This is a genomic window from Streptomyces sp. NPDC090442 (genome assembly GCF_044769405.1).
Taxonomy (GTDB): domain Bacteria; phylum Actinomycetota; class Actinomycetes; order Streptomycetales; family Streptomycetaceae; genus Streptomyces.
Genome location: NZ_JBIVXW010000085.1, coordinates 1 through 25,918 on the forward strand (window position 1 = coordinate 1; position 25,918 = coordinate 25,918).

Here is a 25,918-nt window from a genome sequence, read left to right on the forward strand (position 1 = left end):
CGTCACGGGGCGGGGGCGGGGGGGTGGGGGTGGTAGGCCAGACGTAAAGCGCAGCAGTCTGGCCTACCACCCCCTCCGACCCGTCACCGCACCCAACAGCCCCGCGCAGCGGACACATCGGCTCCCCCCGCGCAGCGGCACCGCCCCGCGCAGCGGACCCATCGGCTCGCCCCGCGCAGCGGATCGGCCCCGCGCAGCGGACCAGACAACTCGACCCGCCCCGCGCAGCGGTTCGGGCCGCGCCGCAAGGCGCAAAGAACAGCAACCCGCGCGGCGGGAGAGCCAACAACGTGGGGAGCCAGCCAACCGCAGGGGACGGACTTGACCCTGACACCGATGTGAGGCCGCACCCTGGGGGCATGACGCAGATTCCCGTCGCGCGGACCACGTCCGCCCCGCTCCGCCCGTTGTCCACCACCGTCGCCGGTCCGGCCGGCGGGCCCGGCGTGTTGTTGGCGCACGGCGCCACCGGCAGTGTCCGGGACAACTACGGGACGCTGATCCCGGCCCTGACCGCCACCGGGCACCGGGTGGTGGCACCCGACTATCCCGGGTCCGGCGAAACCCCCCGCGCCGACGGCCCGTTGGAGTTGGACGCGCTGGCCGATGCGGTGGTCGCCGCGGCCGTCGCGGCCGGTCAGGAGAGCTTCACCGCGATCGGCTTCTCGATGGGGACCGCGGTGGCCGTACGGGCCGCGGCCCGGCACCCGGAGCGGGTGCGCGGGCTGGTCCTGACCGCGGGGCTGGCCAAGGCGAACGCCCGGGCCCGGATCTGGGTGGACCTGTGGCTGCGGCTGCTGGCGCGCGACGACTACCAGGGCTTCGCCCAGGCGCGGACGCTCGCCGCGCTGTCGCCGGCGGCCCTGGACGCGCTGGCGCCCGCCGAGTTGGCGACCTACCTGGACTCGGACCCGACGCTGCCGCAGGCCGGTTCGGCCGAGCAGGCGGCCCTGGTCAAGACCCTGGACACCACCGCCGACCTGCCGGGCCTCGCGGTCCCGACGCTGGTCGTCGCCACCACGCTCGACCCCCTGATCGACCCGTCCCACTCCCGTTACCTGGCGGACCACATCCCGGGCGCGGAGTACGTCGAGATCGCCACCGGGCATCTGCCGATGGTCGAACGGAACGCGGAGTGGCTGGCGTTGATCGGGGACTTCCTGGCCGCCCGGGGGCTCTGAGGGACGGTCCGGGCGGCGGCGCGGCCGGGTGGCCCGCCGCCTCAGGCCCCTTCGCCCTCCAGGACCTTGGTCAGGAAGGCATCGAGGTTCCGCACGGTGCGGGCGATCCGGTCCTCCAGCGGGAGGTCCTCCTTGTGGCGGCTGGCGAGTTGGGACTGCTTGCGGCCGCGGACGTAGAGGGAGCAGGCGAGGTCGGCGCAGAGGTAGGCGCCGACGGTGTTGCCCTGGCGTCCGGCGGGGCCGGCGCGGCGGGCGGCGAGCAGGCTGACGCCGGAGCCCGGGTGTCCGGTCAGGCAGACCGAGCACACCGTCGTCTTGGTGAAGCTGCGCCGCACGCCCTGCGGCGCCCGCAGGGTGACGCCGAGCAGGCCGTCGTCCCGCGGGGCGACGAGGTAACTCCGGTCCGGCGCCTGCGGGTCCCGCCACCCCAGGAAGTCGAGGTCCTGCCACGGGAGTTCGGCAAGCCCCGCGGGGAGGTTGAGCCGGCTCGCCTCGCCCTTGGAACAGTTCACGAAGGACGCGCGTATCTGTTTCTCACCCACCGGATCCATGGTCCGGACGCTAACAGCGGGGTGTGGGGCGCGTCGCCCGGTTTTCGCCGCGCCCCGCCGCCCCGCCGGGCGCCTACTCGATCACGGGCGGCGGGAGCTCCCGCGGCGGGGTCCAGGTGGCCTCGTCCTCGTCGAGGTACCGGCGCCGGCGCTCCTCGGAACGCCCCCGGCCGCCCTTGTCGGGGTGCTCCCCCGGGCCGTGCCGGCCCCTGCCGTGGGCGGCCGCCGGGTCCGCGCCGGCCCGGGCGCCACCGCGGCTGCGGTGCAGGCCGGCGCCGCCCTGTCGGCTGCCGCCGGTCGGGCCGTCCGGCCGGGCGCCCGGGGTGCCGGGGACGCGGGGCACGCCCGGCGTCAGCGGTGCAGCGGCGCGGGCGGCGAGCGCGTCGGGGTTGCCGGTGGTGCCGCTCGCGCTGTGGTGGGCGTCGCCGGTGCCGCGCGCCGGGCTGCCGGCGGGCCGTGTGCCGCCGGTCGCCAGGCCGATGACGCCCGGCAGGAACGCGGGCGCCGGGATGCCGCCGCTGGTCGGGGCGGGCGCGGCCGGGCCGGCCGGCGGCCCGGCGATCAGGGCGTGGCCGCCGGCGTGCGGCGCGGCGAGGGCGGCGCCGTGGGCGCTCTCCAGCCCGGTGGCCACGGGGCCGTCGGCCCGGGGACGGTCGAAGCCGGCCGGGACCGCGCCGCCGTGGGACCGGTGCGCGGTGGGCGCGTGCTGCTCGGGGTGGCCGGCCACCGCGGTGTCCACCGGCGGCGGCGCCGGGTGGTCGGACGGCGCGACCGGCCAGTCCCCGTCGAGGCCGTGGCCGGTGCCGTCCCGGAGCCGGGTGCCCTGCGCGTCGTAGTGGGCGGCCAGTTCGTCCATGACGACGGCGGCCTCCAACTGGCGCTGCTTGCCCGGCGGGAGGGTGGGGCGGTTGAGCTCCAGCGCCATGCGGGTGTCCAGCTTGGGGTTGGCGAGGTCCCGGGCGAGCTGGCCGCCGTCGGCCGGGGGCGGCTCCGCGGTGTGGGCGGCCGCGGCGAGCTGCAGCCGGGCGACGGCCTGTTGGGCCTCGCGGAGGTTGTGGGCGACGCCGATCTCCGGGCCCGCGGTGCGCGAACCGATCAGCGTGGACTCGACGTTGCGGGCGTGCTGGTAGCTGCGGTCGATCTTGGCCAGCACCTTGGCGGCCTCCCGGCGGAACGCCCGGGCCGCCGAGCCCTCCCAGTGCGCCGAGGCGTGCGCGACGGCGTCCTGGAACGCCTTGCGGAGGCCACCGTGGCCGTCCTCGCCGCCCAACTGGTCGGCGGCGGAGCGCCAGTGCCGGCCGGAGGTCTCGATCGCCCCCGGGTTGGCGTGCTCGATCATCGCCCGCATCTCGGGCAGTTCGCGCCGCGGGAAGTCGGCGGGCGACCGCGGGGTCATCCGGTGCCCCTGGAGCGACTTCAGCCGCTCCGCCCGCTCCTGCTCGTTCCGCCGGCGCTCCATCTCCGTGGCGCCGTCGTGCTGTTGTCCGGCCTCCGCCATGCCGCGGTCCCCCTCCCTCGTCCTCGCCGTCGTGCCGTCCGCCCGCGGGCGGTGCGGCGTGCGTCAGTCGTGCTGCGGGTGTCGGGCCGCGTGTTCCTGGTCCTCGTAGGCGCCGCGGCTGGCCTCGGTCTTCTCGCCGAAGGTGTGGAGGAGGTCCTGGAGCGCGCCGAGCACGTCCGCCATGTACGCCTGCATGCCGTCGTGCGCCCCGGCCAGCTTGCCGGCCTCGTCGAATCCGGTCCCGAACGCGGACGTCGGGAGCGTCGTGCCGTATTTGACCGCCTGGCCCGGTTCGTCCATGTCCCGCTGCAGATGACGCAGTTGTCGGACGACGACGTCCAGCTCTTCCAGGTCGACCCTGAACTGCTCGGCCATATGGCGCTTCTCCCCGTTCCCCCGCGGGCCTTCACCACCAAGTTATCAAGCCCGCGGCGCTCCCCGTACGCCCGTTCTCCTGATACCCGCGCGGGAGCCGGCCGTAGCGCGATCCGGGCGAGGAGTATGGGGCAATGCGCCGAGGCGGACGCCATCTGACGCTACGTCACACGCGCCAGCCGGTGGCGGCGGGCCCAGACGCGGAAGGAGAGGCGGGCCAGCAGGCGGGCCGCGGGGTCGTCGGTGTCCTGGCCGTTGGCGAGCGGGCCGGTGTAGCAGACGGCGAGGACGTAGGGCGGGGCGTCGGGCGGGTGGATCACGGCGGCGCCGTGCCGCACCCCCTCGACCCAGCCGTTCTTGCTGGCCAGGCGGGTGCCCGGGGGCAGCCCTGCGGCGAGGTCCACGGCGTGGGCGTTGTGCTCCAGTTGGGCCAGCACGGCCGGTTCCAGGGACTCAAGGAGGCGGAGCAGGTCGTGGGCGGTGACGGTGTTGTCGATGCCGGCGGCGCGGGCCGCGGTGTCCTCGATGCCGCGCGGGCTGCCGCTGGCGGCGGACGCCCCGGCCCGCCGCCAGACCTCGGCCACCGCCGGGTGCCCCACCACCGACTGGCACAGGCTGGTGGCGAGGTTGGAGGAGTGCCGGACCATCCGCTCGGCCAGCCACCCCAGAGACGCGGTGCCGCCCAGGCGGGCCCACGGCTCGGGGTCGCCGTCCTCCGCACGGCAGTGGGCGTAACTGCCGCCGGCCGCCGAGGGGAAGCAGTTGACCACCGGGACCTGCCGGTCGGGGTCGAGCCCGCTGCGGTGGACGGCGGCCAGCACGGCGATCTTCATCGTGCTGGCCGCGTAGTGCGGGACGTCCGCGTTCCGCAGGAGCACCGGGGGGCGCCCCCAGGGGGCCACGGCGAGGGAGAGCATGGCCGCCATGGTGGCACCTCCCGGTCAGCCGTGCCGCCCGTCCCGCAGCCGTGCCGCGACCCCGGCCAGCGCGGTCGTCGCCGCGCGGTGCAGACCGCCGCCGAAGGTGATCCGCCGCGCGCCCAGGGTGCCCAGTTCGCGCGGGGTCGGGCCGTCGGCCTTCGCCAGGGCGTTGAGCGGGAGGGGGGCCGCGGCGGACAGCTCGGGGAGGACCTCGGGCGGGGCGAGGATGGGGTAGAGACAGTCGGCGCCGGCGGCGGCGTAGTGGCGGGCCCGCTCCAGGGCGGCGTCGAGGCCCGTGTCCCCGCGCAGGAAGGTGTCGATGCGGGCGTTGATGACCAGCGCGTCGCCGGCCTCGGCCCGGACCGCCGCCAACCAGTCGGCCTGCTCGCGCGGGTCGCGCAGGGCGCCGGTGGCGTGGTCGGAGTCCTCCAGGTTGCAGCCGACGGCGCCGGCCTCGGCGAGCCGGCCGACCAACTCCTTTGCGGACAGCCCGTATCCGGCCTCCACGTCCGCCGTCACCGGGACATCCACGGCCCGGACGATCCGGGCGATCGCGGCGAACATCTCGTCGGCCGGGGTCGCGCCGTCCTCGTACCCGAGGGTCGCGGCGAGGCCCGCGCTGGGGGTGGCCAGGGCCGGGAAGCCGGCGTCGGCGAAGACCCGGGCGGAGGCGGCGTCCCAAGCGTTGGGGAGGATCAGCGGGTCGTCGGGGCGGCGGTCGTGGTGGAGGGCGCGGAGGGCCGCCGCGGGGGCGGTGCCGGTGGTGGTCACAGTTCCTCCCCGGGCGGCTGGCGGACGGTGACGTTGACGCGGTTCCAGTTGTTGATGGCGACGATCACGGCCAGCAGATGGGCGAGTTCGGCCTCGTCGAAGTGCGCGGCGGCCCGGTCGTAGACCCCGTCCGGCACGAAGCCTCCCCCCGTCAGGACGGTGACCGCTTCGGTGAAGGCCAGCGCCGCCCGCTCCCGCTCGGAGTAGAGGCCGGCGGCCTCCTCCCAGGCGGGCAGCAGGTCGATCCGCTGCTGGTCGACGCCGGCCTCGCGGAGGTTGCGCACGTGCATGTCGATGCAGAACGCGCAGCGGTTGAGCTGGGAGGCGCGCAGCACGACCAGTTCGGCCAGGACCGCGTCGCCCAGGCCCTTCTTGGCGGCCAGGGTGAGCTTGAGCTGGGCCTGGTAGAAGGCGGGGGCGGTGCGCCAGAACGGCATGCGGTGGGTCATCGGGTTCACTCCTGTCCCGGTGCCATGCGGGTGGTCACGCCGAAGCGGTTCCAGGCGTTGATGGTGGTGATCAGGGCGATGAGCTGGGCGAGTTCGGGCTCGTCGAAGAGGGCGGCGGCCCGGTCGTAGACGGCGTCCGGCACGAAGCCGTCGGTCAGGACCGTCATCGCCTCGGTGAGCGCGAGGGCGGCCCGCTCGCGGTCGGTGTAGTAGCCGGCGGCCTCCTCCCAGGCGTTCAGGAGGACGATCCGCTCCTCGGTCTCGCCGGCCTTGCGGGCGTCGGTGGTGTGCATGTGGAGGCAGAACGCGCACCGGTTGAGCTGCGAGGCGCGGATCTTGACCAGTTCGGCCAGGGTCGGGTCGAGGCCCTTCCGGGCCGCCACCTCCAGCCCGATCATGGCCTTGTAGACGTCGGGGGCCAGCTCGGCCCAGCGCATCCGGGGGCCGTGGCGGTGGCCGGTCGCGGCCGCGGTGACCTGCGGTTCGTTTGCTGCGGAAGATGTTGTCGAGTTCGTCATGCCATCGACGCTACGCAGTGACTGGCACAAGAGTATGGTCCACTTCCATGGAGAAATCGCGGGCCATTTTCGGGCGGGACCTTCATCTGGACCTGGCCGGGCCGGGCGGGCTGCGGACCTCGCTGATGACCGCGCTGCGGGAGGCGGTGCGGTCCGGGCGGCTGGCCCCCGGCACCCGGCTGCCGTCCTCCCGGTCCCTCGCCACCGACCTCGGCATCGCCCGCAACACCGTCGCCGACGCCTACGCCGAGCTGGTCGCCGAGGGCTGGCTCCGCGCCCGCCAGGGCTCGGGCACCGAGGTGGCCGACCGGACCCTGCCGCGCGCGGCCCGCGCGGCGCCGCGACGCACCCCGCCCCCGGCGCCCCCGTCCACCGGACCGCGCTTCGACCTCACCCCGGGGACCCCGGACGTCTCGTCCTTCCCCCGGACCGCCTGGCTGGCGGCGGCCCGCCGGGCGCTGACCGCCGCGCCCAACGAGGCGTTCGGGTACGGCACTCCGGCCGGCCGCCCGGAGCTGCGCGCGGTGCTCGCCGACTACCTCGCCCGGGCCCGCGGCGTGCGGGCCGACCCCGAACGGATCGTGGTCTGCGCGGGGTTCATGCAGGGGCTGGGGCTGCTGGCCCGGGCGCTGACGGGCCGCGGCGGCGCCCCGGGCCGGATCGCCATCGAGTCCTACGGGCTGCGCTTCCACCGCGAGGTGATCACCCGCGCCGGGCTCGGCACCGTCCCGCTGCCGGTCGACGCGGACGGCGCGGACACCGGCCGACTGGCGGGCCTGGAGCGCCTCCGGGCGGCCCTGCTCACCCCCGCCCACCAGTTCCCCACCGGCGTCCCGCTGCACCCGGACCGGCGGGCCGCGGCCGTCAACTGGGCGCGGGCCACCGGCGGTTACGTCCTGGAGGACGACTACGACGGCGAGCTGCGCTACGACAGGCAGCCGGTCGGCGCCCTCCAGGGGCTGGACCCCGACCACGTCGTCTACCTGGGCACCGCGAGCAAGAGCCTGGCCCCGGCGTTGCGGTTGGCGTGGATGGTGGTGCCGGACCGGCTGATCGACCGGGTGCTGGAGATCAAGTCCACCGGCGAGTGGCAGTCCGGCATGCTGGACCAGCTCACCCTGGCCGAGTTCATCCAGTCCGGCGCCTACGACCGGCATCTGCGCGGGATGCGGCTGCGCTACCGGCGCCGGCGCGACCACCTGGTCGACGCCCTGGCCGAGCACGCCCCGCACGTCCACGTCTCGGGGATCGCCGCCGGGCTGCACGCGGTGCTCGAACTCCCGCCCGGGACCGAGCAGTCCATCGTGCAGGCCGCCCGGTGGCAGGGGTTGGCGGTGCACGGCCTGGCCGAGTTCACCGACCCGGCGGCGCCGGCGGTCGCCCGCGACGCCCTGGTCATCGCCTACGGGCGGCCGCCGGAGCACGCGTTCTCGGCCGTCCTGGACGCCCTGCTACGGGCGCTGCCGCCGGCCGACTGACGCGGCGCGGCGGGCGCCCGGCGAAGGCCCAACCCGCCCACCCCGCCGCCCCGTTCACACCTCCCGCACGAACGACACCCGGTCGAGGCCCGGCCCGTCGTAGTCGCGGTGGACCGGCACCCCGGTGTCGTCGACGAGGTCGCCCGGCTCCATCCGGAAGCCCATCCGGGCGTGGTACGCGATCGAATTGCGGTTGTTGGGGCTGGTGATGCAGCGGATGCGGCTCCGCCCCGCCGCGCGGGCGAGCGCGAAGAACCGCCGGTAGAGCGCGCTGCCGACGCCGCCCCGCGTGCCGTCCGGGCAGACGCCCACGAAGTGGACGTAGGCGGCCTCCGGGTCGCTCTGCGAGAGGAAGCCGATCAGGAAGGCGTGCAGGGTGCCGTCGGCCCGCTCGACCAGGAAGCTGGTGTCCGCGAAGTGCTGGAGGTACAACCGCGGCACCAGCAGCTGCCGTTGCTGCGCACCCGCGGCGCCGCCCAGCCCGCCCCACCACTCGGCCAGCGCCGCCTGGAGCCGCGCGTGATCCGCCGGCGTCGGGTGACGCAGCGCCAGTCCAGCCGGCAACTCGCCTGCATCCAGAGCGCTTTCCGCCATTCCGTCCTCCTCCGTCTGCGCTGTTGGTCTCCTCGGCAGCCTAGGGTGAGGACGGTGGACGGCGGGTGTTCAGGGACGCTTCGTCGGCACCGTCGTGGGGTCGGGGTCGGGGTCGGGGGAAGGGCCGGAGCCGGCCCCGGGCCCGGCGTCGGCGCGCTCCTGCGTACCTCCGCCGGTGGACCCCTCCGTCGGTGCCTCGCCGAAGCGGGCCAGGGCCAGGGCCCCGACCACGGCGAGGGCGAAGCCGGTGAGCGCGAGCGGCATCAGCCCGTCGCGAGTGCGGTCGCCGAGCCAGGCGACGCCGACCACGGCCGGGCCGAGGGTCTCGCCGATCACCATGCCGGCGGTGGCGGTGGTGACCGAGCCGCGCTGGAGCGCGGAGGTCAGCAGCAGGAAGGCGGCGCCCCCGCCGATCAGCAGGGCGTAGCTGGCCGGGTTGGTCAGCAGCTCGACGGGCCGGAAGCTGTCGACGAGCCGCACCGCGACCTCGACGACGCCGAAGCCGAAGCCCGCGCCGAGGCCGAGCGCGGCGGCCCGGGCGCGGCCCGGCAACCGGCCGGCCAGCATCCCGCCGCCGAGCACGGCGAGCGCGAAGACCAGCACCCCGATGCGGAGCGCGGGGGTGCCGGAGCGGTGCCCCTCGGCGCCGGACGACAGCGCCAGCAGGGCCAGGCCGCCGCAGACCACCGCGACCGCGAGCCACTCGGCGCGCTTGAGGCGGGCGCCCAGGACGGGCGCGGCGACCACCGCGGTCACCGCGAGGGTCGCCGCCAGCGCCGCGCCGACCGTGTAGATCGGCAGCGTCCGCAGCGCCACCAGCTCCAGCAGGAACCCCAGGCCGTCCAGCGACAGCCCCAGCAGGTACCGCCACTGGGTGAGCACCCGCAGCAGTAGCCGGGCGTCGACGCCGGACCCGGTGCCGGGCGGGGTGTCCCGCGCGGCGACGGCCTGGAAGACGGAGGCGGTGCCGAAGCACACCGCGGACGCGAGGGCGCAACTCATCCCGAGGACCATGGCCCGACTGTACGGGGCGGCCCCCGCACCGGGGCACGGCGCGGGGGCCGGGGCACGGCGCGCGCCCGGCCCACTGGGCGCGTACCCGCCGCTACGCGCCCAGCGCCGCGCGGAGTTGCTCGATCCCCCAGTCCAGATCCTCCTCGCCGATCACCAGCGGCGGGGCGATCCGGATCGTCGCGCCGTGGGTGTCCTTGGCCAGGACGCCGCGGGCCAGCAGCCGTTCCGAGACGGCCCGGCCGTCGCCGCGCGAGGGGTTGACGTCGACGCCAGCCCACAGCCCGCGACCGCGGACCGCGTCCACCGCGCCGCCGCCCACCAGCGGCGCCAGCGCGCGGTGCAGACGGTCGCCGAGCTCGGCGGCCCGGCGCTGGTACTCGCCGGTGCGCAGCAGCGCGATGACCTCCAGGCCGACCGCGCAGGCCAACGGGTTGCCGCCGAACGTCGAGCCGTGCTCGCCGGGCCGGAAGACCCCCAGCACCTCGCGGGAGGAGACCACCGCCGACACCGGCACCACCCCGCCGCCCAGCGCCTTGCCCAGGACGTACACGTCGGGCACCACGCCCTCGTGCTCGCAGGCGAAGGTGGCGCCGGTGCGGCCCAGCCCGGACTGGATCTCGTCGGCGACGAAGAGCACGTTGCGGGCCCGGGTCAGCTCGCGCACCCCGGAGAGGTAGCCGGGCGGCGGCACCAGCACACCGGCCTCGCCCTGGATGGGCTCCAGCAGCACGGCGACCGTGGTGTCGGCGTCGACGGCGGCGTCCAGGGCGGCCAGGTCGCCGTAGGGGACGACGGTGAAGCCGGGGGTGTAGGGGCCGAAGTCGGCGCGGGCCTCGGGGTCGGTGGAGAAGGAGACCAGGGTGGTGGTCCGGCCGTGGAAGTTGTTCTCCGCGACGACGATGCGCGCCCGGCCGTCGGGGACGCCCTTGACCCGGTAGCCCCACTTGCGGGCCGTCTTGATCGCGGTCTCCACCGCCTCCGCGCCGGTGTTCATCGGCAGCACGAGCTCCATGCCGCACAGGTCGGCGAGTTGGGCGCAGAAGTCCGCGAAGCGGTCGTGGTGGAAGGCCCGGGAGGTGAGGGTGACCCGCTCCAACTGGGCGCGGGCCGCGTCCAGCAGCCGGCGGTTGCGGTGGCCGAAGTTGAGCGCGGAGTACCCGGCGAGCAGATCGAGGTAGCGGCGGCCGGTCACGTCGGTCACCCAGGCGCCGTCGGCGGTGGCCACGACGACGGGCAGCGGCCGGTAGTTGTGCGCGCTGTGCGCCTCGGCGGCGGCGATGAACGCTTCCGTGGACGTCACGGGCGACTCCATCCAACGGCCCGGACCTCCGGCCCGGGAGCTACGAACGGGTTCCGCCCCCGCCGGAAGCGCGACCCTGGCACCCCTGCGGCCTCCCGCCCCGCGCTCCTCCCGCTCATTGTCACGCCGGCGCCCGCACCTCCGCAGGGCGTACGGCTCCGGGCCCGCCCCGGCCCGCCGGGGTGCCCCCGGACCTCTCCGCCCCCGCCCCCGCGGACCTGAGACAATGCATGCCATGGCTCTCCAGCGTCCTCGTGTGCTCTCCGGTATTCAGCCCACCGCCGGCTCCTTCCACCTCGGCAACTACCTCGGCGCGGTACGCCAGTGGGTGGCGATGCAGGAGTCCCACGACGCCTTCTACATGGTGGTCGACCTGCACGCGATCACCGTTCCGCAGGACCCCGCGGAGCTGCGCCGCAACACCCGGGTCGCCGCCGCCCAGCTCCTGGCCGCCGGTCTGGACCCGGAGCGCTGCACGCTCTTCGTGCAGAGCCACGTCCCCGAGCACGCCCAGCTCGCCTGGGTCATGAACTGCGTCACCGGCTTCGGCGAGGCGTCCCGCATGACGCAGTTCAAGGACAAGTCGGCGAAGCAGGGCACGGACCGCACGACGGTCGGCCTGTTCACCTACCCCGTGCTGATGGTCGCCGACATCCTGCTCTACCAGGCCGACCAGGTCCCGGTCGGCGAGGACCAGCGCCAGCACCTGGAGCTGACCCGCGACCTCGCGGACCGCTTCAACACCCGCTTCGGCGACACCTTCACGATCCCCAACCCGTACATCGTCAAGGAGACCGCGAAGATCTTCGATCTTCAGGACCCGTCGATCAAGATGAGCAAGTCGGCTTCCTCGCCGAAGGGCATCATCGACCTCCTCGACGACCCCAAGGTCACCGCGAAGAAGATCAAGAGCGCCGTGACGGACACCGACACCGTCATTCGCTTCGACCGCGAGGCCAAGCCCGGCGTCAGCAACCTCCTCAGCATCATGTCCACCCTCACCGGGGAGGACATCCCGTCGCTGGAGCGCTCCTACGAGGGCAAGATGTACGGCGCGCTCAAGACCGACCTGGCCGGGGTGATGGTCGACTTCGTCACGCCGTTCCGGACCCGTACGCAGGAATACCTCGACGACCCGGAGACGCTGGACACGATCCTGGCCAAGGGCGCCGAGAAGGCCCGCGCGGTGGCGGCCGAGACCCTGGCCGCCACCTACGACCGGATCGGGTTCCTGCCGGCCAAGCGCTGACCGTCGGGCCGGGACCGGCGGCCGGGACGTGCCCACCGCGGCCGTCCCCGGCACACTGGCCCCGGTACACCGGAAGGTGCGCGCCCCCGCGGCGCGCACCCCACGCCGGGGCGACAACGCCCGGGCACCACGCCACGGCGCGCACGCGCCGGGGCACCACGTCAGGAGGGAGAACGCAGTGGGGACCGTAACGCTCGGCGTTTCGCTCGCGGTCCCGGAGCCGTACGGCAGCTTCCTCCAACGGGAGCGCGAGGGCTTCGGGGACCCGGCCGCCCGCGGCATCCCCACCCACATCACCCTCCTCCCGCCGACCGAGGCGGACGCGACGGCGCTGGACGACGTCGAACGCCATCTCGCCGCGGTGGCCGCCGCCAGCCGGCCGTTCGCGCTGCGGCTGGCGGGCACCGACACCTTCCGGCCACTGTCACCGGTGGTCTTCGTCAAGGTCGTCGAGGGGGCGGCCGGCTGCGCCGCCCTCCAGGAGCGGGTCCGCGCCGCGTCCGGCCCGTGCGCGCGCGAGCTCCAGTTCCCGTACCACCCGCACGTGACGGTCGCGCACGGCATCGACGAGGCCGCCATGGACCGCGCCCAGGCGGAGCTGGCGGAGTTCTCGGCCGCCTGGACGGTCGGCGGGTTCGCGCTCTACGAGAAGGGCGACGACGAGGTGTGGCGGCTGCAGCGGGAGTTCCCGTTCGGGGCCGGCGGCGGCACGGTGACGGTGCCCCGGCAGGCCACCGAGGCGGAGCTGCCCCGGCCGTCCGCCACGTCCCCCCTCTGAGCGGACCCGTCGCGCCCCGTCAGCGCGTTCGCTGTCCCCCCTCATCCGGCCGACGCCGCGCCGGGTAGCCGCCGTCTTCCGGGGTAGCCGGAGGCTAGTGTTCCGGATCAGTCGGGACGGCCGGCACGGGAGGGACGTACGGGGATGACGGGGACGACGGGCGGACGGGACGTACCGGGGAGCGACGGGAACGGCGACGGGGACGGCGCGCCCCGGGAGGACACCAACGGCACGCCTCCCCCGCCCACCGACGGCAACCCCCTCGGCTGGGCCACCAACCTCCCCCTCATCGGCCACCGACTGGCCCCCGCCGTCCACTGGCTGCTCACCACCCACCTCTGGCGCGCCTACGACCGGATGCAACGGGTGCACTGGACCCGGCTGGCCGCGGCCATCACCTTCACCAGCTTCATCGCGCTCTTCCCGCTGCTGACCGTCGCGGCCGCGAGCGTCGCCGCTGCGCTCGGCACGGACCAGGTGCACAACCTGGAGGCCAAGCTCGCCGAGCAGGTCCCCGGCATCGCCGGCCAACTCGACCTCGCCGCGCTGGTGAACAACGCCGGCACGGTCGGCCTGATCGCCGGCGCCGCGCTGCTGCTCACCGGCATCGGCTGGGTGCAGTCGCTGCGCGACTGCCTGCGGGCCGTGTGGGAGGCGCCCACGGAGGAGACCAACTTCCTGCTCGGCAAGGTCCGCGACGGCGCGCTGCTGCTCGGCCTCGGCGGGGTCGCGCTGGTCTCGGTGGGCTGCTCGGCGTTCGCGTCCGCCGCGGTGGGCCGGGCGGCGACGGAGATCGGGCTGCCGAAGGGCGGCGCGGCCAGCGTCCTGCTGTCGGTCGCCGGGTTCTGCATCGCGGTGCTCGCCGCCTTCGTGATGCTGGTCTTCGTCCTGACCAAGCTGGCCGGGGCCCACCCGCCGCGCCGCGCCGTCGTGGTCGCCGGCCTGATCGGCGCGGTCGGCTTCGAACTCCTCAAGCTGCTGCTCAGCGGCTATCTGCGGGACGTCGCCGCGCGCAGCATGTACGGCGCCTTCGGCACCCCCGTCGCGCTGCTGCTGTGGATCAACTTCACGGCGAAGCTGCTGGTCTTCTGCGCGTCCTGGACGGCCACCCAGGAGACGCCCGAGGAGCCGACGCCGGCCCCGCACCGTCCGACACATGACGGGGCCGGGCCCGCCGACCAGCGGCGGCCCGGCCCGTCTTGACGCTCCTGCCCGCTCCTCCGGCTACTTCTTCCGCCGGCTCCCGGAAGCGCCCCGGCGCCCCTGCACGGCCTCCGGCAGCGGCCGCCGCCGCCGGACCAGGAACGCCACCGCGCCGAGCAGGACGACCGCCCCGCCGCCGATGCCGACCGCGGTCCACGGACCGCCCCAGCCGCTGCCGGAGTCCAGCCCGGCCTGGGCCTGCTGGTCACCGTTCTTCGCGTTGCCGTTCCCGGACCCGTCGCCGGCGCCCTTCGGTCCGACGAGGTGGCCGACCGGCTCCACCTTGCCGTCCGCGGCGAAGCCCCAGTCGAGCAGCTTGGCGGCCTCCCGGTACCCCTCGTTGTGCATCCTCTTCTCCGGGTGCATCACGGTGACCAGCAGCTTGCGGTCCCCGCGCTGGGCGACCCCGGTGAACGTGGACCCGGCGTTGGTCGTCGAGCCGTTCTTCACGCCCGCGATGCCCGGGTAGGGCTTGACGTCGTAGTCGCCGCTGAGCAGCCGGTTGGTGTTCTGGATGCCGAAGGTGCCGCGCTTGCCGTCCTTGCCGACCTCCCCCGGGAACTGCGCGCTCGCCGTGGAGCAGTACTCCCGGAAGTCCGCGTTCTGCAGCCCCGCCCGCGCGAACAGGCTCAGGTCGTAGGCGCTGGACACCTGCCCCGGCGCGTCGTAGCCGTCCGGCGTGACCACGTGCGTGTCGCCGGCGTTGAGCTGCTTCGCCCGCTGCTGCATCTGCTGGACCGTGGCCGTCGTGCCGCCGTTCATGGCGGAGAGCGTGTGCACCGCGTCGTTCCCGGACCGCAGGAAGACCCCCAGCCACAGGTCGTGCACGGTGTAGGTGAGGTTCTCCTTTATCCCCACCAGGCTGCTGCCCTCGCCCATGCCCGCCAGGTCGGCGGGTTTGACGGTGTACTTCTGGGTCTTGGGGAACTTCGGCAGCACGGTGTCGGCGAACAGCATCTTCAGGGTGCTGGCCGGCGCGAGCTGCCAGTGCGGGTTCTTGGCGGCCAGCACCTCGCCGGACTCGGCGTCCGAGACGATCCACGAGCGGGCGGAGAGCTCCTTGTCGTCCGGGAGCTTCGGCGCACCCTCCTTGGGCTGTACCTGGACGCCGGGCTGCCCCAGGCGCTCCCCGCCGACCTGCGACATCTTCGCGGGCGGCACGGGCGCCTTCGGCGGCTGCCCGCCGTCCCCGGGGGCGGCATACGCGGTGCCGATCAGCAGCGGCGACGCCAATAGCGCGGAGGTCGCCAGCGCGGCGACGGTACGCACGGCTCGGACGGCGGACGGGGACGCGGAGGCACTCAAGGTCGTCGGCACGTCCGTGAACGTACCCGCCTGCGCCCGCGTCCTGGAACGCGCCCCACGGAAGAGTGCCCCTCCGAACGGCCGGATGGAGCCGCTGTCCATACTGGAACCCATGAAGCTCTCTCGCCCCGTGTCCTGGTTCCTGCTCGCCTTCGGGGTGTGGAGCTGGTGCATCTGGTTCACTTTCGCCAAGAATCTCTGGAAGGACGCCAGCGGTCTCGCCTTCGACGCGGCCGGGCATCCGACCGCGTACTTCTGGGTCCACCTGCTGCTCGCCGTGGTGTCCTTTCTCTTGGGGACGGCAATCGGCGTGATCGGGTTCCGGGGCGTGCGGGCGCTGCGCCGGGAGGCGGCGGCGGGCGCGACCGCCGAGGGGTGATCCGCGCGCTGCCCCTCGGCCCGCCCGGAGTGACGCAGGTCTCACCCGATAGGGGACGTCGGGCGGGCGGGGTTCGCCGCTGACGCGGAGCGAACGGGCCCCGGCCGCCGCACAACTGCGCGACGCCCGGGGCCCGTTGGCCCGGTGCGGCCCTAGCGGCCCGCGAACTTGTTGCTGATCGTGGTGAAGACGCGCTGGGCGACCGGGCCGAGATAGGGGCCGGCCTGCCAGCCCTCGGTCGGGTTGCCGACCGAGGTGTTGGAGACCAGCGTCAGCTTGCCGCCGCGGTTGACGAACCAGCCGCCACCCGACGAACCGCCGGTCATGGAGCAGCCGATCCGGTCCATGGGCGGCGCGCCCTGGACGGCGGCCAGGCGTCCGGAGGGGCTGAGGCAGGACATCATCCGGGCGCCGTCGTAGGGCGCCGCGGCCGGGTAGCCGAACGCCTGGAGCTGGCCGATGCGGCCGGCGGGCGGGGGGTTGAACCAGACCTGGGCGGCCGCGCCGACGGTCTCCTGGAGGGACCGGCCGCCGCCGTTCTCCGGGCGGACGTGCAGCACCGCGTAGTCGTAGGGGGCGCCGGAGCCGGCGTCGGTCTCGCTGCCGCGGTCGATCCACTCGCCGGAGGTGGTGATCCAGTCGGCCCAGAACTTGCCGTAGGGCGTGACCTGTTGGGCGGGGGTGCGGCCGACCTGGCTCATGGGGACGCCGTTGTCGTTGTACGACGGCACGAAGATGATGTTGCGCATCCAACCGCCCTGCCGGCCGGAGTGCACGCAGTGGCCCGCGGTCCACACGAGGTCGGACTTCCCCGGATGCGCCGGGTCCTCGACGACGGTGCCGGAGCAGACCATCGGGCCCTTGGGGCTGTCGAAGAAGATCTTGCCGACCGGGGCCATGTTGCGGTGGTAGGGGCGGGCCACCTCCTGGGCGGTGACCCGGGGCGGCGTGGGGTCGTTGGCGCCGTAACCGCCGCCCGCCGCGGTCGCGTTGACGTTGATGTCGGGCGCGGCCTTGGCCCGGGCGAGCCGGTCCGACTCCCAGTGGTTCTTGATGATCGGGTTGATGAAGTCCTGGGCGCGGTGCGCCCAGCGGCCCCAGTCCTTCCAGCCGCCGTCCTTCCACCTCTTGAGGTCGTCGAGGCTGGTGGGGGCCCCGTCGGGGAGGTGCGGGCCGGCGGCCTTGTTCTGGCCGGAGCCGGCCGAACCGCCGGACGCCGCCGCCGAGTTGGCGTCGGGGCCGCAGGCGGTGGCGGTGAGGGCGAGCAGGGCGGCGGTCGCGGCGGCGGCGAGGGCGGCGCGGCGGCGGGAGCGGGCGCGCGGCGCCGTCCCCCCGGGCCGTGCGGTCGGATCGGGCGGTGCGGGCTGGGTGTGCGGCATGTGCGGTTCCCCCCTGGTGCGGATGTGCGGGCGGCGGGCCGGAGGCGGCCGGTCCGCCGCGGTGTTGCTGTCATGCCCCTGTTGGGGCGCGCCCTACTATGCCGTTCCACCGCCCCGGGCGGGCCGGCAGGCCATGGCGGTGACGGGATCAGGACAATCAGTGGTGTCCTGCCCCGTCCGGACCGAGACCATCCGATAGCGACCGACCGGTCCCAAGGCCCCACCGTGACCGACCGCGTCGTCGACCGCCCCCACGGCCGCGGGTTCCCGTTCCCCGAATCCCGCCCCTACGGCTTCGCGATCCCCGGTGTCGACTACGCGGCGCCGGTCGCCGCCGAGGTGCCCTGGCCGGGGCGGCCGGCCTGGCGCGGAGGCAGCGGTCCGCGGGCGCCGTCAGCGCGGGTGGGCCGCCACCCGGGGATCTCTGCGGCCCGTCCCCACCCCGTGCCGGTACTGCTCGATCTGCTCGCGGGTCGGGTACCACTTCTTGTCGCAACGGTGGCACCACCAGCGCCAGTTGTCCCAGTGGACCTCGGTGGTGGTGGTGTCCTTCCAGAGGCGGTCGTCGCAGTCGACGGTCGGGCAGTGCGGCGGCAGGGACATGGCGGACCGGACCTTCCGTGGGCGGCCGGGGCAGCGGAACCCCGGGGGCGGCTGGGCGACTTCCAGCGTGGGGCGCCGCGGGGCGCGCGGTGGCAGGGGCCGCCGGCGCGCCATACGATCGGGTGACCGCCGGCCCCGCCGGATGACGCGGCCGTCCGGCCCCCGCATCCGACCCAGCTCCCCGGCGAACACGCAGGTCACCTTGGTCGCGCCGGCCCGGAGCCCGGACCGGACATGCGATCACGGGTGATCAGCGATGCGATGGAGACATGGCACCGTGCAGGCGGGGCTCGGCGCGGCTGCACCGCCTCTTCGAATCGACCTGTGACCGCGCGCCGTGGGCGACGGCGCTGGAGTGCGGGCGGCACGCCCTGACCTACGCCGCGCTCGACGCCCGCGCCAACCGGCTCGCCCACCTCCTGCGCGCGCGGGGCGTCGGCGCCGGCTCCCGGGTCGCGGTCCTGGTGCCGCGGTCGGTGGGGATGTACGCCGCGCTGCTGGCCGTGGGCAAGGCGGACGCGGCGTTCGTGCCGATCGACCCGGCGGCGCCCGCGGACCGGGTCGCCTTCATCGCGTCGGACGCCGGGGTGGACGCGGTCCTGACCGTCCCGGGGTTGGCGTCGGAGCTGACCGGAATGCGCGCGCCGGTGCTCACACTCGACGCGCTGGCCGGGGAGCTGGCCGCGGCGCCGGACACCCGGCCGGTGCCGGCGCCGTGCGCACCGGCGCCGGCCGCGGACCTGGCGGACGCCCCCGACGACCCGCTCGCCTACATCATGTACACCTCCGGCTCCAGCGGCCGGCCCAAGGGCGTGGCCATCGCGCACTCCAGCATCTGCGCCTTCCTCGCCGTCGTACCGGACGCCTACGGCGTACGGCCGGACGACCGGGTCTACCAGGGCATGACCCTCTCCTTCGACTTCTCCATCGAGGAGATCTGGCCCACCTGGACGGTCGGCGCGACCCTGGTCGCGGGCCCGGCCGGCGCCGGCTCGGGGCGGCTCGGCACCGAACTGGCCGACTCTCTGGAGGAGTTGGGCATCACGGTCTTCTACTGCGTGCCGACGCTGCTGGCGACGATCCCCCGGGAGCTGCCGCGGGTCCGCACCCTCGTGGTGGGCGGGGAGCCCTGCCCGGCCCAGCTCGTGACGCGCTGGAGCCGGCCGGGGCGCCGGATCCTCAACACCTACGGGCCGACGGAGACCACCGTCACCGCCACCGTCGCCGAGCTGCGGCCGGGGCGCCCGGTCACCATCGGCCGGCCGCTGCCCGGCTACGCGGTGGCGCTCCTCGACGACCGGCTGCGCCCCGTGCCCAACGGGGCGGTCGGCGAGATCTGCGTGGGCGGCCCCGGCGTCGCCCGCGGCTATGTGGGGCGCCCGGAACTGACCGCGGAGCGGTTCGTCGCGCACCCGTTGGCGCCCGCCGGCGGCCGGCTCTACCGCACCGGCGACCTCGGCCGGCGCACCCCGGACGGGGAGATCGAGTTCCTGGGGCGGGCCGACGACGAGGTGAAGATCCGTGGCTACCGGGTCGACCTCGGCGAGATCGACAACGTCCTGCTGGAGGAGCCCGCGGTGGCCGAGGCGGCGACCGCGCTGGTGACGTCGGAACGGCGGGACGGCGTGGGCGGGGACCGGGAGTTGTCCGCGTACGTGGTGCTGGCGCCGGGCCACGCCGGCGGTGCCGGGACGGCGGACGGGGACGCCCTGGCGGCCCGGCTGCACCGGCGGCTGCGCAGCCGGCTCCCGGCCTACATGGTGCCGCCGTTCCTGGACGTCCTCCCCCACCTGCCGGCCCTGCCGAGCGGCAAGGTGGACCGCAGGGCGCTGCCCGCGCCGACCGGTCGGCGGCTCGGCGTGGTCGGCCAAGTGGTGGCCCCGCGGGGCGACTTGGAGGCCCGGGTGCGGGACGTGTGGGCCGAGGCGTTCGGCATGGGCCCGGACGCGCTCTCCACCGAGGCGGACTTCTTCGGGGACCTCGGCGGGCACTCGCTGCTCGCCGCCCAGGTCGTCTCGCTGCTGCGCACCCGCGGCATCGGGGGCGACACCGGCGTCGCGCTGCGCGACGTCTACGCCCACCCGACGGTGCGCGGCCTGGCGGCCCACCTGGACGCGTTGAGCACCCCGGCGACGGCCGCCGGGGCCGCGGACGGCGGCCGGTCGTACGACGAGGCCGGGCCGGGCGACCGCGACCGGGCCGGCGACGAGCGCGCGGGCGCCGCCAACGCCCCCGGCACCGCGGCCGGTTCGCCGCCCGTCCGCCCCCGCCCGCTGGGGCACCGTGGCGCCCGGATCGCCGCCGCCGGCCTGGTCCAGGCCGGCGCGCTCTACCTCCTGCTCTTCCTCATGGTCCTCCCCCTCGCGGTCGTCTTCAGCCGGCAGGGCGGGGAGTTCACCGACCGGGCGCCGGTCCCGGTGCGGCCCGTACTGGCCGTGCTGGTCGGCTACTTCGGGGTCCGCTGGCTGCTGCCGGTGGCGCTGGCCCGCCCGTTGGCGGCCGGCATCCGGCCGGGCCGCTACCCGTTGTGGGGCGGGACCTACCTGCGCCTGTGGGCGCTCGGCCTGCTGCTGAGCCTCGGCCCACTGCCGGTGCTCAGCGGCTCCCCGCTGATGGGCCGTTACCTGCGGCTGCTGGGCGCCCGGATCGGGCCGCGGACGACGATCGCCACCGGCGTGGTCCCGCTGCCGTCGCTGGTCCGGATCGGCGCGGACGCCTCGGTCGGCTACGGCGTGACGCTGCGCGCCTGGCGGGTGGCGGACGGCTGGGTCACCGTCGCCCCGATCGACATCGGCCCGCGCGCCTACGTCGGGGCGCATGCCGTGCTGGAGCCGGGCGCCCGGATGGCGGCGGGTTCCGGGCTCGGCGAGCAGTCGGTGCTCGGGCAGGGCGAGACGGTGCCGCCCGGCGCCCGCTGGGCCGGCTCGCCGCCGTCCCCGGTGCCGGCGCTGGCCCCGAGGGTCGAGGAGATGCTGCGGGCCGGCGGCACCACCGAGCCCGGCCGGCCCCGGCACGCCGCCGCCGCGCTGCTGGGGACCGCCTTCCTGGAGGCCCTCCCGTTGGCCGTCGTGGCGCCGGGCACCGCGCTGGTGTGGTGCTGCTGGCTGGCCTGGGGCAGCGGGCCCGCCCTCGCCGCCACCCTGGTCGTCGCCGCCCCGCTCTACGTCCTCGCCGTCTGCGCCGCGATCGCGCTGGCCAAGCGGGTGGTGCTGGCCCGCACCCCGGTCGGCACCCACCCGGTCCGCTCCGCGCTCGGCGTCCGCAAGTGGTTCTCCGACAAGCTGCTGGAGTCCAGCCTGGCCCTCACCAACTCCCTCTACGCCACCCTCTACACGGCCCCCTGGCTGCGGCTGCTGGGCGCCCGGATCGGCCGCGGCGCCGAGGTCTCCACCGCCGCCCACCTCGACCCGGACCTGTTGGCGCTCGGCGAGGGCTCGTTCGTCGCGGACATGGCCGGGGTCGGCGGCGCCGCGTTCGCCGGCGGCCGGGTGGACTGCCGGCGCACCGAGGTCGGCCGCCGCGCGTTCGTCGGCAACGCCGCGTACCTGCCGGCCGGCACCCGGACCGGGCCGGGCTCGCTGATCGGCGTCGGCACCGTCCCGCCCGACGACGAAGTGCCGCCCGACACCTCCTGGTTGGGCTCGCCCGCCATCCATCTCCCGCGGCGCCAGAGCAGCGGCGACTACCCGGAGGAGCTGACCTTCCGGCCCACCCGCCGGGCGGTCCGCCGCCGCCTGGCCGTCGAGTACTTCCGCACCACCGTGCCGGCGACCCTCGTCGGCACCGCCACCTTCCTCTTCCTCCTCGCCCTCTCCGGCGCCGCCCACGACTCGCACCCGGCCGTCCCGTTGCTGCTGGCCCCGCTCCTGCTGATGTCCGCCGCCCTGGCCGTCATCGTCGCCTGCGCGGCGCTCAAGTTCCTCGTCGTCGGCCGCTACCGGCCCCGCGTCGAGCCGCTGTGGAGCTGGTTCGTCCGCCGCACCGAGTTCGTCACCGGCCTCTACGAGGCGGCCGCCGTCCCCGCCGGCCTGGCCGCCCTCGCCGGCACCCCGTTCCTCCCGCCCGCCCTCCGCCTCTTCGGCGCCCGGATCGGCCGCCGGACGTGGCTGGGCACCACCTTCCTCACCGAGTTCGACCTGGTCGACATCGGCGACGACGCGGCGGTCGGCCCGGGCGTGAGCCTGCAGACCCACCTGTTCGAGGACCGGGTCATGAAGATGTCAAAAGTGACCGTCCGGGCGGGCGCCACCGTGGGGAGCCGTGCGATCGTGCTCTACGACGGCGTTGTGGGAGAGGGCGTCTGGCTCGACGCCCTCTCCCTGGTCATGAAGGGCGAGTACCTCACCCCCGGCACGGCCTGGCGCGGCGTCCCCGCCCAGGGGCTGGCGGTCCGCACGGCCGACCACTCCCCTCCCGCCCACACCTCACACCCCACCAGCCCCTGACGGTGAACGCCATGTCCCCTCCCGCCCGCTTCCTCTCCTCCCTGCGCCGCACCCTCGCCGCCCACGGCACCCCCGAGACCCCGCTGCCCGCCCCCGGCGACCGCCCCCTCGCGCTGGTCTACCGCGGCCCGGCCGCCCGCCCCGCCGGCTGTTCCGAGGCGGTCGCCGAGCTGCTGGCCGCCGGCCCCTGGGACCTCGACGTCCGCTACACCGGCCCGCACGAGGACATCCCGCTCTCCGCCGCGTCCCTGGCCCACGCCCACCTCTACGCCCAGCCCGGCGGCGGCTCGTTGGCCCCCGCCTACCGCCGCATGCACAAGCACGCCGACGAGATCCGCGACTACGTCCAGGGCGGCGGCCGCTACCTGGGCTTCTGCCTCGGCGGCTACCTCGCCGGCGACGACCCGGGCTTCGACCTGCTCCCCGGCGACACCGACCAGTACATCGTCACGCCGGGCGCCACCGTCACCCACGACCGCGACACCGTCGTCGAGACCCGGTGGCGCGGCCAACCCCGCACCGTCTTCTTCCAGGACGGCCCGCACTTCCTCCTCGACCCGGGCGCCGACGCCACCGTCCTGGCCACCTACCCCAACGGCACCGTGGCCGCCGTCGTCGCCCCCTGCGGCACCGGCCGGGTCGCCGTCGTCGGCCCCCACCCCGAGGCCACCGACGACTGGTTCCTCGACGAGAACCTCCCCCTCCACCACACCCACGACCTCGCGGTCGACCTGGTCAACGAACTCCTGGCGGAGTGAGCCGGGGCCTGCGCCCACCACGCGCCTCGGGCGGGCCCGTTGTTCAACGGGCCCGCCCGAGGCGGTGCGCGGCGTCACGGCCGCGGCGTCCGGCGCTGCCGTCGTCGCGGCGGCGGTGCGGTGGTTACTTCTTCTTCGGCAGCCACTGCTTCCAGACGTCCGGGTGTTCCTGGACCCACTGCTTGCCCGCCTCGTCGGCGGACAGGCCCTTGGAGGCGATGAGTTCGGAGACCTCGTTCTGGTCCTTCTTGTCCCAGCGGAAGTTCTTCAGGAACTGCGCGGCGGTGCTGTTGCCCTTGGCGAAGTCGGTGTTGAAGTACTTCTGGAGGGAGGTGGTGGGGTAGGCGCAGTCGATGGAGTCCGGGTCCTTGGCACCCTTGGCCGCACAGGCGTCGGTGTACTTCGGGAGCTTGACCTCCACCATCGGCACCTGGTTGAAGAGCCACTGCGGCTCGTACCAGTAGGTGAGGAACGGCTTCTTCTGCTTGGCGAACTGCTGGATCTGGGTGATCTGCGCGGCCTCGGAGCCCGCGAAGACGATCTGGTAGTTCAGCTTGAGGTTCTTCACCAGGGCCTTGTCGTTGGTGACGTAGGACGGCGAACCGTCCATCAACTGGCCCTTGTTGCCGCTCTCCGAGGTGCGGAGTTGGCTGGCGTACTTGTTGAGGTTCTTCCAGTCGGTGACGTCGGGGTGGGCGTCGGCCCAGTACTTGGGCACCCACCAACCGATGTGGCCGGTGACGCCGTTGGGGCCGCCCGCCGTGATCGTCTTCTTGTCCTGGACGTAGCGCTTCTCCTGGTCGGGGTGGCCCCAGTCCTCCAGGATGGCGTCGACGCGGCCCTGGCTGAGCGCGTCCCAGGCGGGGATCTCGTCCACCTGGACGGTGTCGACGTGGTAGTCCAGCTCGTGTTCGAGCAGGTACTTCGCCACCGCCACGTTGGCCTGGGCACCGACCCAGGTCTGGACGGAGAGGGTGACCGACTTGGACCCCGCGGCGGCCGCGAACGGCGACGCCTGCTTGGTCATGTCGGCCTTGCCGCACGAGGACAGGGAGGCGACCAGCGCGCCGGTCGCGGCCGTGGCGGCGAGCGCCCTGACCAGGGTCCGGGTGCGCTTCGAGGTGCGGGGCATGGTCAGGCTCCCTTCCCGGTCGTGCGCCGTTCCGTGGGCTGGGTGACCCGGTCCAGCATCAGGCCCAGGCAGACGATGGCGATGCCCGAGACCAGGCCGAGGGCGAGGTCGCCGCGGGCCAGGCCGGTGACCACGGAGTAGCCGAGCGCACCGCTGCCGACCAGGCCGCCGATGATGACGACGGCGAGGACGAGGACCACGCCCTGATTGACGGCCAGCAGCAACGCGGGCCGGGCCAGGGGCAGTTGGACCTGGCGGAGGGTCTGCCAGCGGGTGGCGCCCAGCGAACTGGCGGACTCCATCGCGCCGGGGTTCACCTGGCGCAGACCCTGGGTGGTGATCCGGATGACCGCCGGCAGGGCGTAGACCACGGCCGCGGCGACGGCCGGGGCGCGGCCCACCGCGAACAGCGCGACGACCGGGATCAGGTAGACGAACTGCGGCATGGTCTGCATGACGTCCAGGATCGGCCGCAGGAACGCCTCGAAGCGCTTGCTGCCGGAGGCCAGCACGCCGATGCCGACGCCGAGCACCAGGGTCACCACCAGGGCGGCGATGACCTGGGAGAGGGTGTCCATGGCCGGGCCCCACACGCCCAGCACGCCGATGACGGCCATGGCCAGGACGGCGGTGAGCGCGGTGCGCCAGGTGCCGATGAGCCAGGCCAGCGCGGCGACGACGAGCAGCACGCCGTACCAGGGCAGGGCGGTCAGGCCGTCGCGCAGCGGGTTGAGCACCCAGTTGGTGAAGTGCGCGGCCCAGTCGGCGGTGCCGCCGACGACCGGGACTCCGGAGTAGAGGTGGTTGACCATCCACTCCTTGGCGTCGTTGACCGGGCGGGCGATGGCGAGCGTCGCGCCGGAGGGCCAGATCCCTCCGCCGGCCAGCCGGCCGACGAGCGCGAACACCGCGGTGAGCGCGGCGACCCCGACCCAGGCGGGCCAGCCGGTCAGCAGCCGGTGGCGGACGGCGGACGGGTTCGTGCCCAGCCTCTCGCCGGCCGCGGCGGTGGTGCGGTCCATGACGATGGCCAGCAGCACGATCGGGATGGCGGCGGCGAGCGCGGTGCCGACGTCGACGGAGGCGAGCGCCTGGTAGACGCGGTCACCGAGGCCGGCGGCGCCGATCATCGAGGCGATCACGGCCATGGACAGCGCCATCATGATCGTCTGGTTGAGGCCGAGCAGGAGCTCCTTGCGGGCCAGCGGCAGCCGGGCGGTCAGCAGGCGCTGGCGCCCGGTGGCGCCGAGCGAGGAGACCGCCTCCAGCACGCCGGCGTCGGCGCCGCGCAGGCCGAGCGCGGTGAGCCGGGCCATCGGCGGCGCCGCGTAGACCACGGTGGCCAGCAGCGCGGCCGGCACGCCGATGCCGAAGATCATGACGACCGGCAGCAGGTACGCGAAGGCCGGCAGCACCTGCATGGTGTCCAGGACCGGACGCAGGACCTTGAACAGCCGCGGCGAGAGGCCGGCGGCCAGGCCGAGCAGGGCGCCGACCACGACCGAGGCGAGCACCGCCACGATCATCAGGGCCAGCGTCTGCATGGTCGGGACCCACATCCCGAGCACCCCGCTGACCAGGAAGGACACCAGGGCGACGGCGGCGATCCGGAGGCCGGCGACGCGCCAGGCCAGCAGCGTCACGCCGGCCGTCACACCGGTCCAGCCGAGGGCCAGCAGCACCAGGTAGACGGCGCGGACGGAGAGCACCACGGCGTTGCTGAGGTGACCGAGGACGTAGACGAACAGCCAGTTGCTGTCGCGGTTGTCGACGATCCAGTTGCTGGCGTGGTCGAGCGGTCCGGAGACGTCGACGGTCAGCGCGCTGGGCCAGGCGGCGCCCGGCCACTTGGCCTCGATGAGGGGGATCAGCACCGCGGCGGCGACGGCGAGCAGCAGGATCTTGGCGAGACCACGGCGGCGCAACAGGCCCTGGAGGGGCCCGAGTTTGCCGACGACGCCCAGGCCGCCGGCAGTGGGGGGTGCGGCGGTGCTCATGCCGATACCTCGCTTCGCGAGGCCCCGCATGCGCACGGCAG

23 protein-coding genes are annotated in these 25,918 nt (G+C 74.9%); 8 read left to right on the plus strand and 15 right to left on the minus strand.

Annotated features, from left to right (window positions below):
• Positions 1-359 precede the first annotated feature (359 nt).
• Positions 360-1,181 (plus strand): alpha/beta fold hydrolase, encoded by an 822-nt coding sequence (locus ACIQU6_RS37995; protein ID WP_403486303.1) that lies wholly within the window; start codon positions 360-362, stop codon positions 1,179-1,181.
• 41 nt (positions 1,182-1,222) lie between these two features.
• Here the strand turns inward: ACIQU6_RS37995 and ACIQU6_RS38000 are convergent, their stop codons facing one another.
• The 7 genes from ACIQU6_RS38000 to ACIQU6_RS38030 form a co-directional block, all read right to left on the minus strand.
• Positions 1,223-1,732 carry an FBP domain-containing protein gene (locus ACIQU6_RS38000; protein ID WP_403486304.1) on the minus strand — a complete coding sequence of 170 codons (510 nt, stop codon included), beginning with the start codon at positions 1,730-1,732 and terminating at the stop codon, positions 1,223-1,225.
• A 73-nt stretch (positions 1,733-1,805) separates the two neighbouring features.
• Positions 1,806-3,230 carry a hypothetical protein gene (locus ACIQU6_RS38005; protein WP_403486305.1) on the minus strand — a complete coding sequence of 475 codons (1,425 nt, stop codon included), beginning with the start codon at positions 3,228-3,230 and terminating at the stop codon, positions 1,806-1,808.
• 63 nt (positions 3,231-3,293) lie between these two features.
• The gene (locus tag ACIQU6_RS38010; RefSeq protein WP_403486306.1) at positions 3,294-3,605 is read right to left on the minus strand and encodes a hypothetical protein; all 312 of its coding nucleotides are present in this window, start codon (positions 3,603-3,605) and stop codon (positions 3,294-3,296) included.
• A 161-nt stretch (positions 3,606-3,766) separates the two neighbouring features.
• Complete coding sequence (locus ACIQU6_RS38015; RefSeq protein WP_403486307.1) at positions 3,767-4,531, minus strand: serine hydrolase; 765 nt, start codon at positions 4,529-4,531, stop codon at positions 3,767-3,769.
• Between the two features lie 15 nt (positions 4,532-4,546).
• A complete protein-coding gene (locus tag ACIQU6_RS38020) occupies positions 4,547-5,296 on the minus strand; it encodes an isocitrate lyase/phosphoenolpyruvate mutase family protein (RefSeq protein ID WP_403486308.1) in 750 nt (249 codons plus the stop codon).
• Complete coding sequence (locus ACIQU6_RS38025) at positions 5,293-5,745, minus strand: carboxymuconolactone decarboxylase family protein (RefSeq protein ID WP_403486309.1); 453 nt, start codon at positions 5,743-5,745, stop codon at positions 5,293-5,295. The genes ACIQU6_RS38020 and ACIQU6_RS38025 overlap by 4 nt, the downstream gene beginning before the upstream one ends.
• Before the next feature lie 5 nt (positions 5,746-5,750).
• Positions 5,751-6,182, minus strand: a complete 432-nt coding sequence (locus ACIQU6_RS38030; protein WP_403486333.1) for a carboxymuconolactone decarboxylase family protein — start codon at positions 6,180-6,182, stop codon at positions 5,751-5,753.
• 128 nt (positions 6,183-6,310) lie between these two features.
• On the opposite strand from ACIQU6_RS38030, the gene ACIQU6_RS38035 reads away from it, so the two are divergent.
• A complete protein-coding gene (locus ACIQU6_RS38035; RefSeq protein ID WP_403486310.1) occupies positions 6,311-7,741 on the plus strand; it encodes a PLP-dependent aminotransferase family protein in 1,431 nt (476 codons plus the stop codon).
• Between the two features lie 54 nt (positions 7,742-7,795).
• Here ACIQU6_RS38035 and ACIQU6_RS38040 read toward each other — a convergent pair whose 3' ends face one another.
• From ACIQU6_RS38040 to rocD, 3 genes are all read right to left on the minus strand, one after another.
• Positions 7,796-8,335 (minus strand): GNAT family N-acetyltransferase, encoded by a 540-nt coding sequence (locus ACIQU6_RS38040; RefSeq protein WP_403486311.1) that lies wholly within the window; start codon positions 8,333-8,335, stop codon positions 7,796-7,798.
• Between the two features lie 69 nt (positions 8,336-8,404).
• Positions 8,405-9,337, minus strand: coding sequence for a hypothetical protein (locus ACIQU6_RS38045; RefSeq protein ID WP_403486334.1), 933 nt, complete (start codon positions 9,335-9,337; stop codon positions 8,405-8,407).
• Between the two features lie 103 nt (positions 9,338-9,440).
• Positions 9,441-10,649 carry an ornithine--oxo-acid transaminase gene (gene rocD / locus ACIQU6_RS38050; RefSeq protein ID WP_403486312.1) on the minus strand — a complete coding sequence of 403 codons (1,209 nt, stop codon included), beginning with the start codon at positions 10,647-10,649 and terminating at the stop codon, positions 9,441-9,443.
• Between the two features lie 235 nt (positions 10,650-10,884).
• Here rocD and trpS point away from each other — a divergent pair, with 235 nt between their 5' ends.
• From trpS to ACIQU6_RS38065, 3 genes are all read left to right on the plus strand, one after another.
• Positions 10,885-11,898, plus strand: coding sequence for a tryptophan--tRNA ligase (gene trpS / locus ACIQU6_RS38055; protein ID WP_274913754.1), 1,014 nt, complete (start codon positions 10,885-10,887; stop codon positions 11,896-11,898).
• A gap of 178 nt (positions 11,899-12,076) precedes the next feature.
• A complete protein-coding gene (locus tag ACIQU6_RS38060) occupies positions 12,077-12,676 on the plus strand; it encodes a 2'-5' RNA ligase family protein (protein WP_403486313.1) in 600 nt (199 codons plus the stop codon).
• 144 nt (positions 12,677-12,820) lie between these two features.
• On the plus strand, positions 12,821-13,879 hold the full coding sequence (locus tag ACIQU6_RS38065; RefSeq protein ID WP_403486314.1) for a YihY/virulence factor BrkB family protein: 1,059 nt from the start codon (positions 12,821-12,823) through the stop codon (positions 13,877-13,879).
• A 21-nt stretch (positions 13,880-13,900) separates the two neighbouring features.
• On the opposite strand, the gene ACIQU6_RS38070 is transcribed toward ACIQU6_RS38065, so the two are convergent.
• On the minus strand, positions 13,901-15,196 hold the full coding sequence (locus tag ACIQU6_RS38070) for a D-alanyl-D-alanine carboxypeptidase family protein (RefSeq protein ID WP_403486315.1): 1,296 nt from the start codon (positions 15,194-15,196) through the stop codon (positions 13,901-13,903).
• 100 nt (positions 15,197-15,296) lie between these two features.
• Here ACIQU6_RS38070 and ACIQU6_RS38075 point away from each other — a divergent pair, with 100 nt between their 5' ends.
• Positions 15,297-15,563: an SCO4848 family membrane protein gene (locus ACIQU6_RS38075; protein WP_403486316.1), complete on the plus strand. Its 267-nt coding sequence runs from the start codon at positions 15,297-15,299 to the stop codon at positions 15,561-15,563.
• 152 nt (positions 15,564-15,715) lie between these two features.
• On the opposite strand, the gene ACIQU6_RS38080 is transcribed toward ACIQU6_RS38075, so the two are convergent.
• On the minus strand, positions 15,716-16,942 hold the full coding sequence (locus tag ACIQU6_RS38080; protein ID WP_403486317.1) for a trypsin-like serine peptidase: 1,227 nt from the start codon (positions 16,940-16,942) through the stop codon (positions 15,716-15,718).
• Between the two features lie 393 nt (positions 16,943-17,335).
• Positions 17,336-17,545, minus strand: a complete 210-nt coding sequence (locus ACIQU6_RS38085; RefSeq protein ID WP_274913762.1) for a hypothetical protein — start codon at positions 17,543-17,545, stop codon at positions 17,336-17,338.
• 269 nt (positions 17,546-17,814) lie between these two features.
• On the opposite strand from ACIQU6_RS38085, the gene ACIQU6_RS38090 reads away from it, so the two are divergent.
• Together ACIQU6_RS38090 and ACIQU6_RS38095 are read left to right on the plus strand one after the other, a co-directional pair.
• Positions 17,815-21,990, plus strand: coding sequence for a Pls/PosA family non-ribosomal peptide synthetase (locus ACIQU6_RS38090; protein ID WP_403486318.1), 4,176 nt, complete (start codon positions 17,815-17,817; stop codon positions 21,988-21,990).
• Between the two features lie 11 nt (positions 21,991-22,001).
• On the plus strand, positions 22,002-22,748 hold the full coding sequence (locus ACIQU6_RS38095) for a BPL-N domain-containing protein (protein ID WP_403486319.1): 747 nt from the start codon (positions 22,002-22,004) through the stop codon (positions 22,746-22,748).
• A gap of 124 nt (positions 22,749-22,872) precedes the next feature.
• Here the strand turns inward: ACIQU6_RS38095 and ACIQU6_RS38100 are convergent, their stop codons facing one another.
• Together ACIQU6_RS38100 and ACIQU6_RS38105 are read right to left on the minus strand one after the other, a co-directional pair.
• Positions 22,873-23,880, minus strand: coding sequence for an ABC transporter substrate-binding protein (locus ACIQU6_RS38100; RefSeq protein WP_403486320.1), 1,008 nt, complete (start codon positions 23,878-23,880; stop codon positions 22,873-22,875).
• 2 nt (positions 23,881-23,882) lie between these two features.
• Positions 23,883-25,877: an ABC transporter permease gene (locus ACIQU6_RS38105; protein ID WP_403486321.1), complete on the minus strand. Its 1,995-nt coding sequence runs from the start codon at positions 25,875-25,877 to the stop codon at positions 23,883-23,885.
• Positions 25,878-25,918 lie beyond the last annotated feature (41 nt).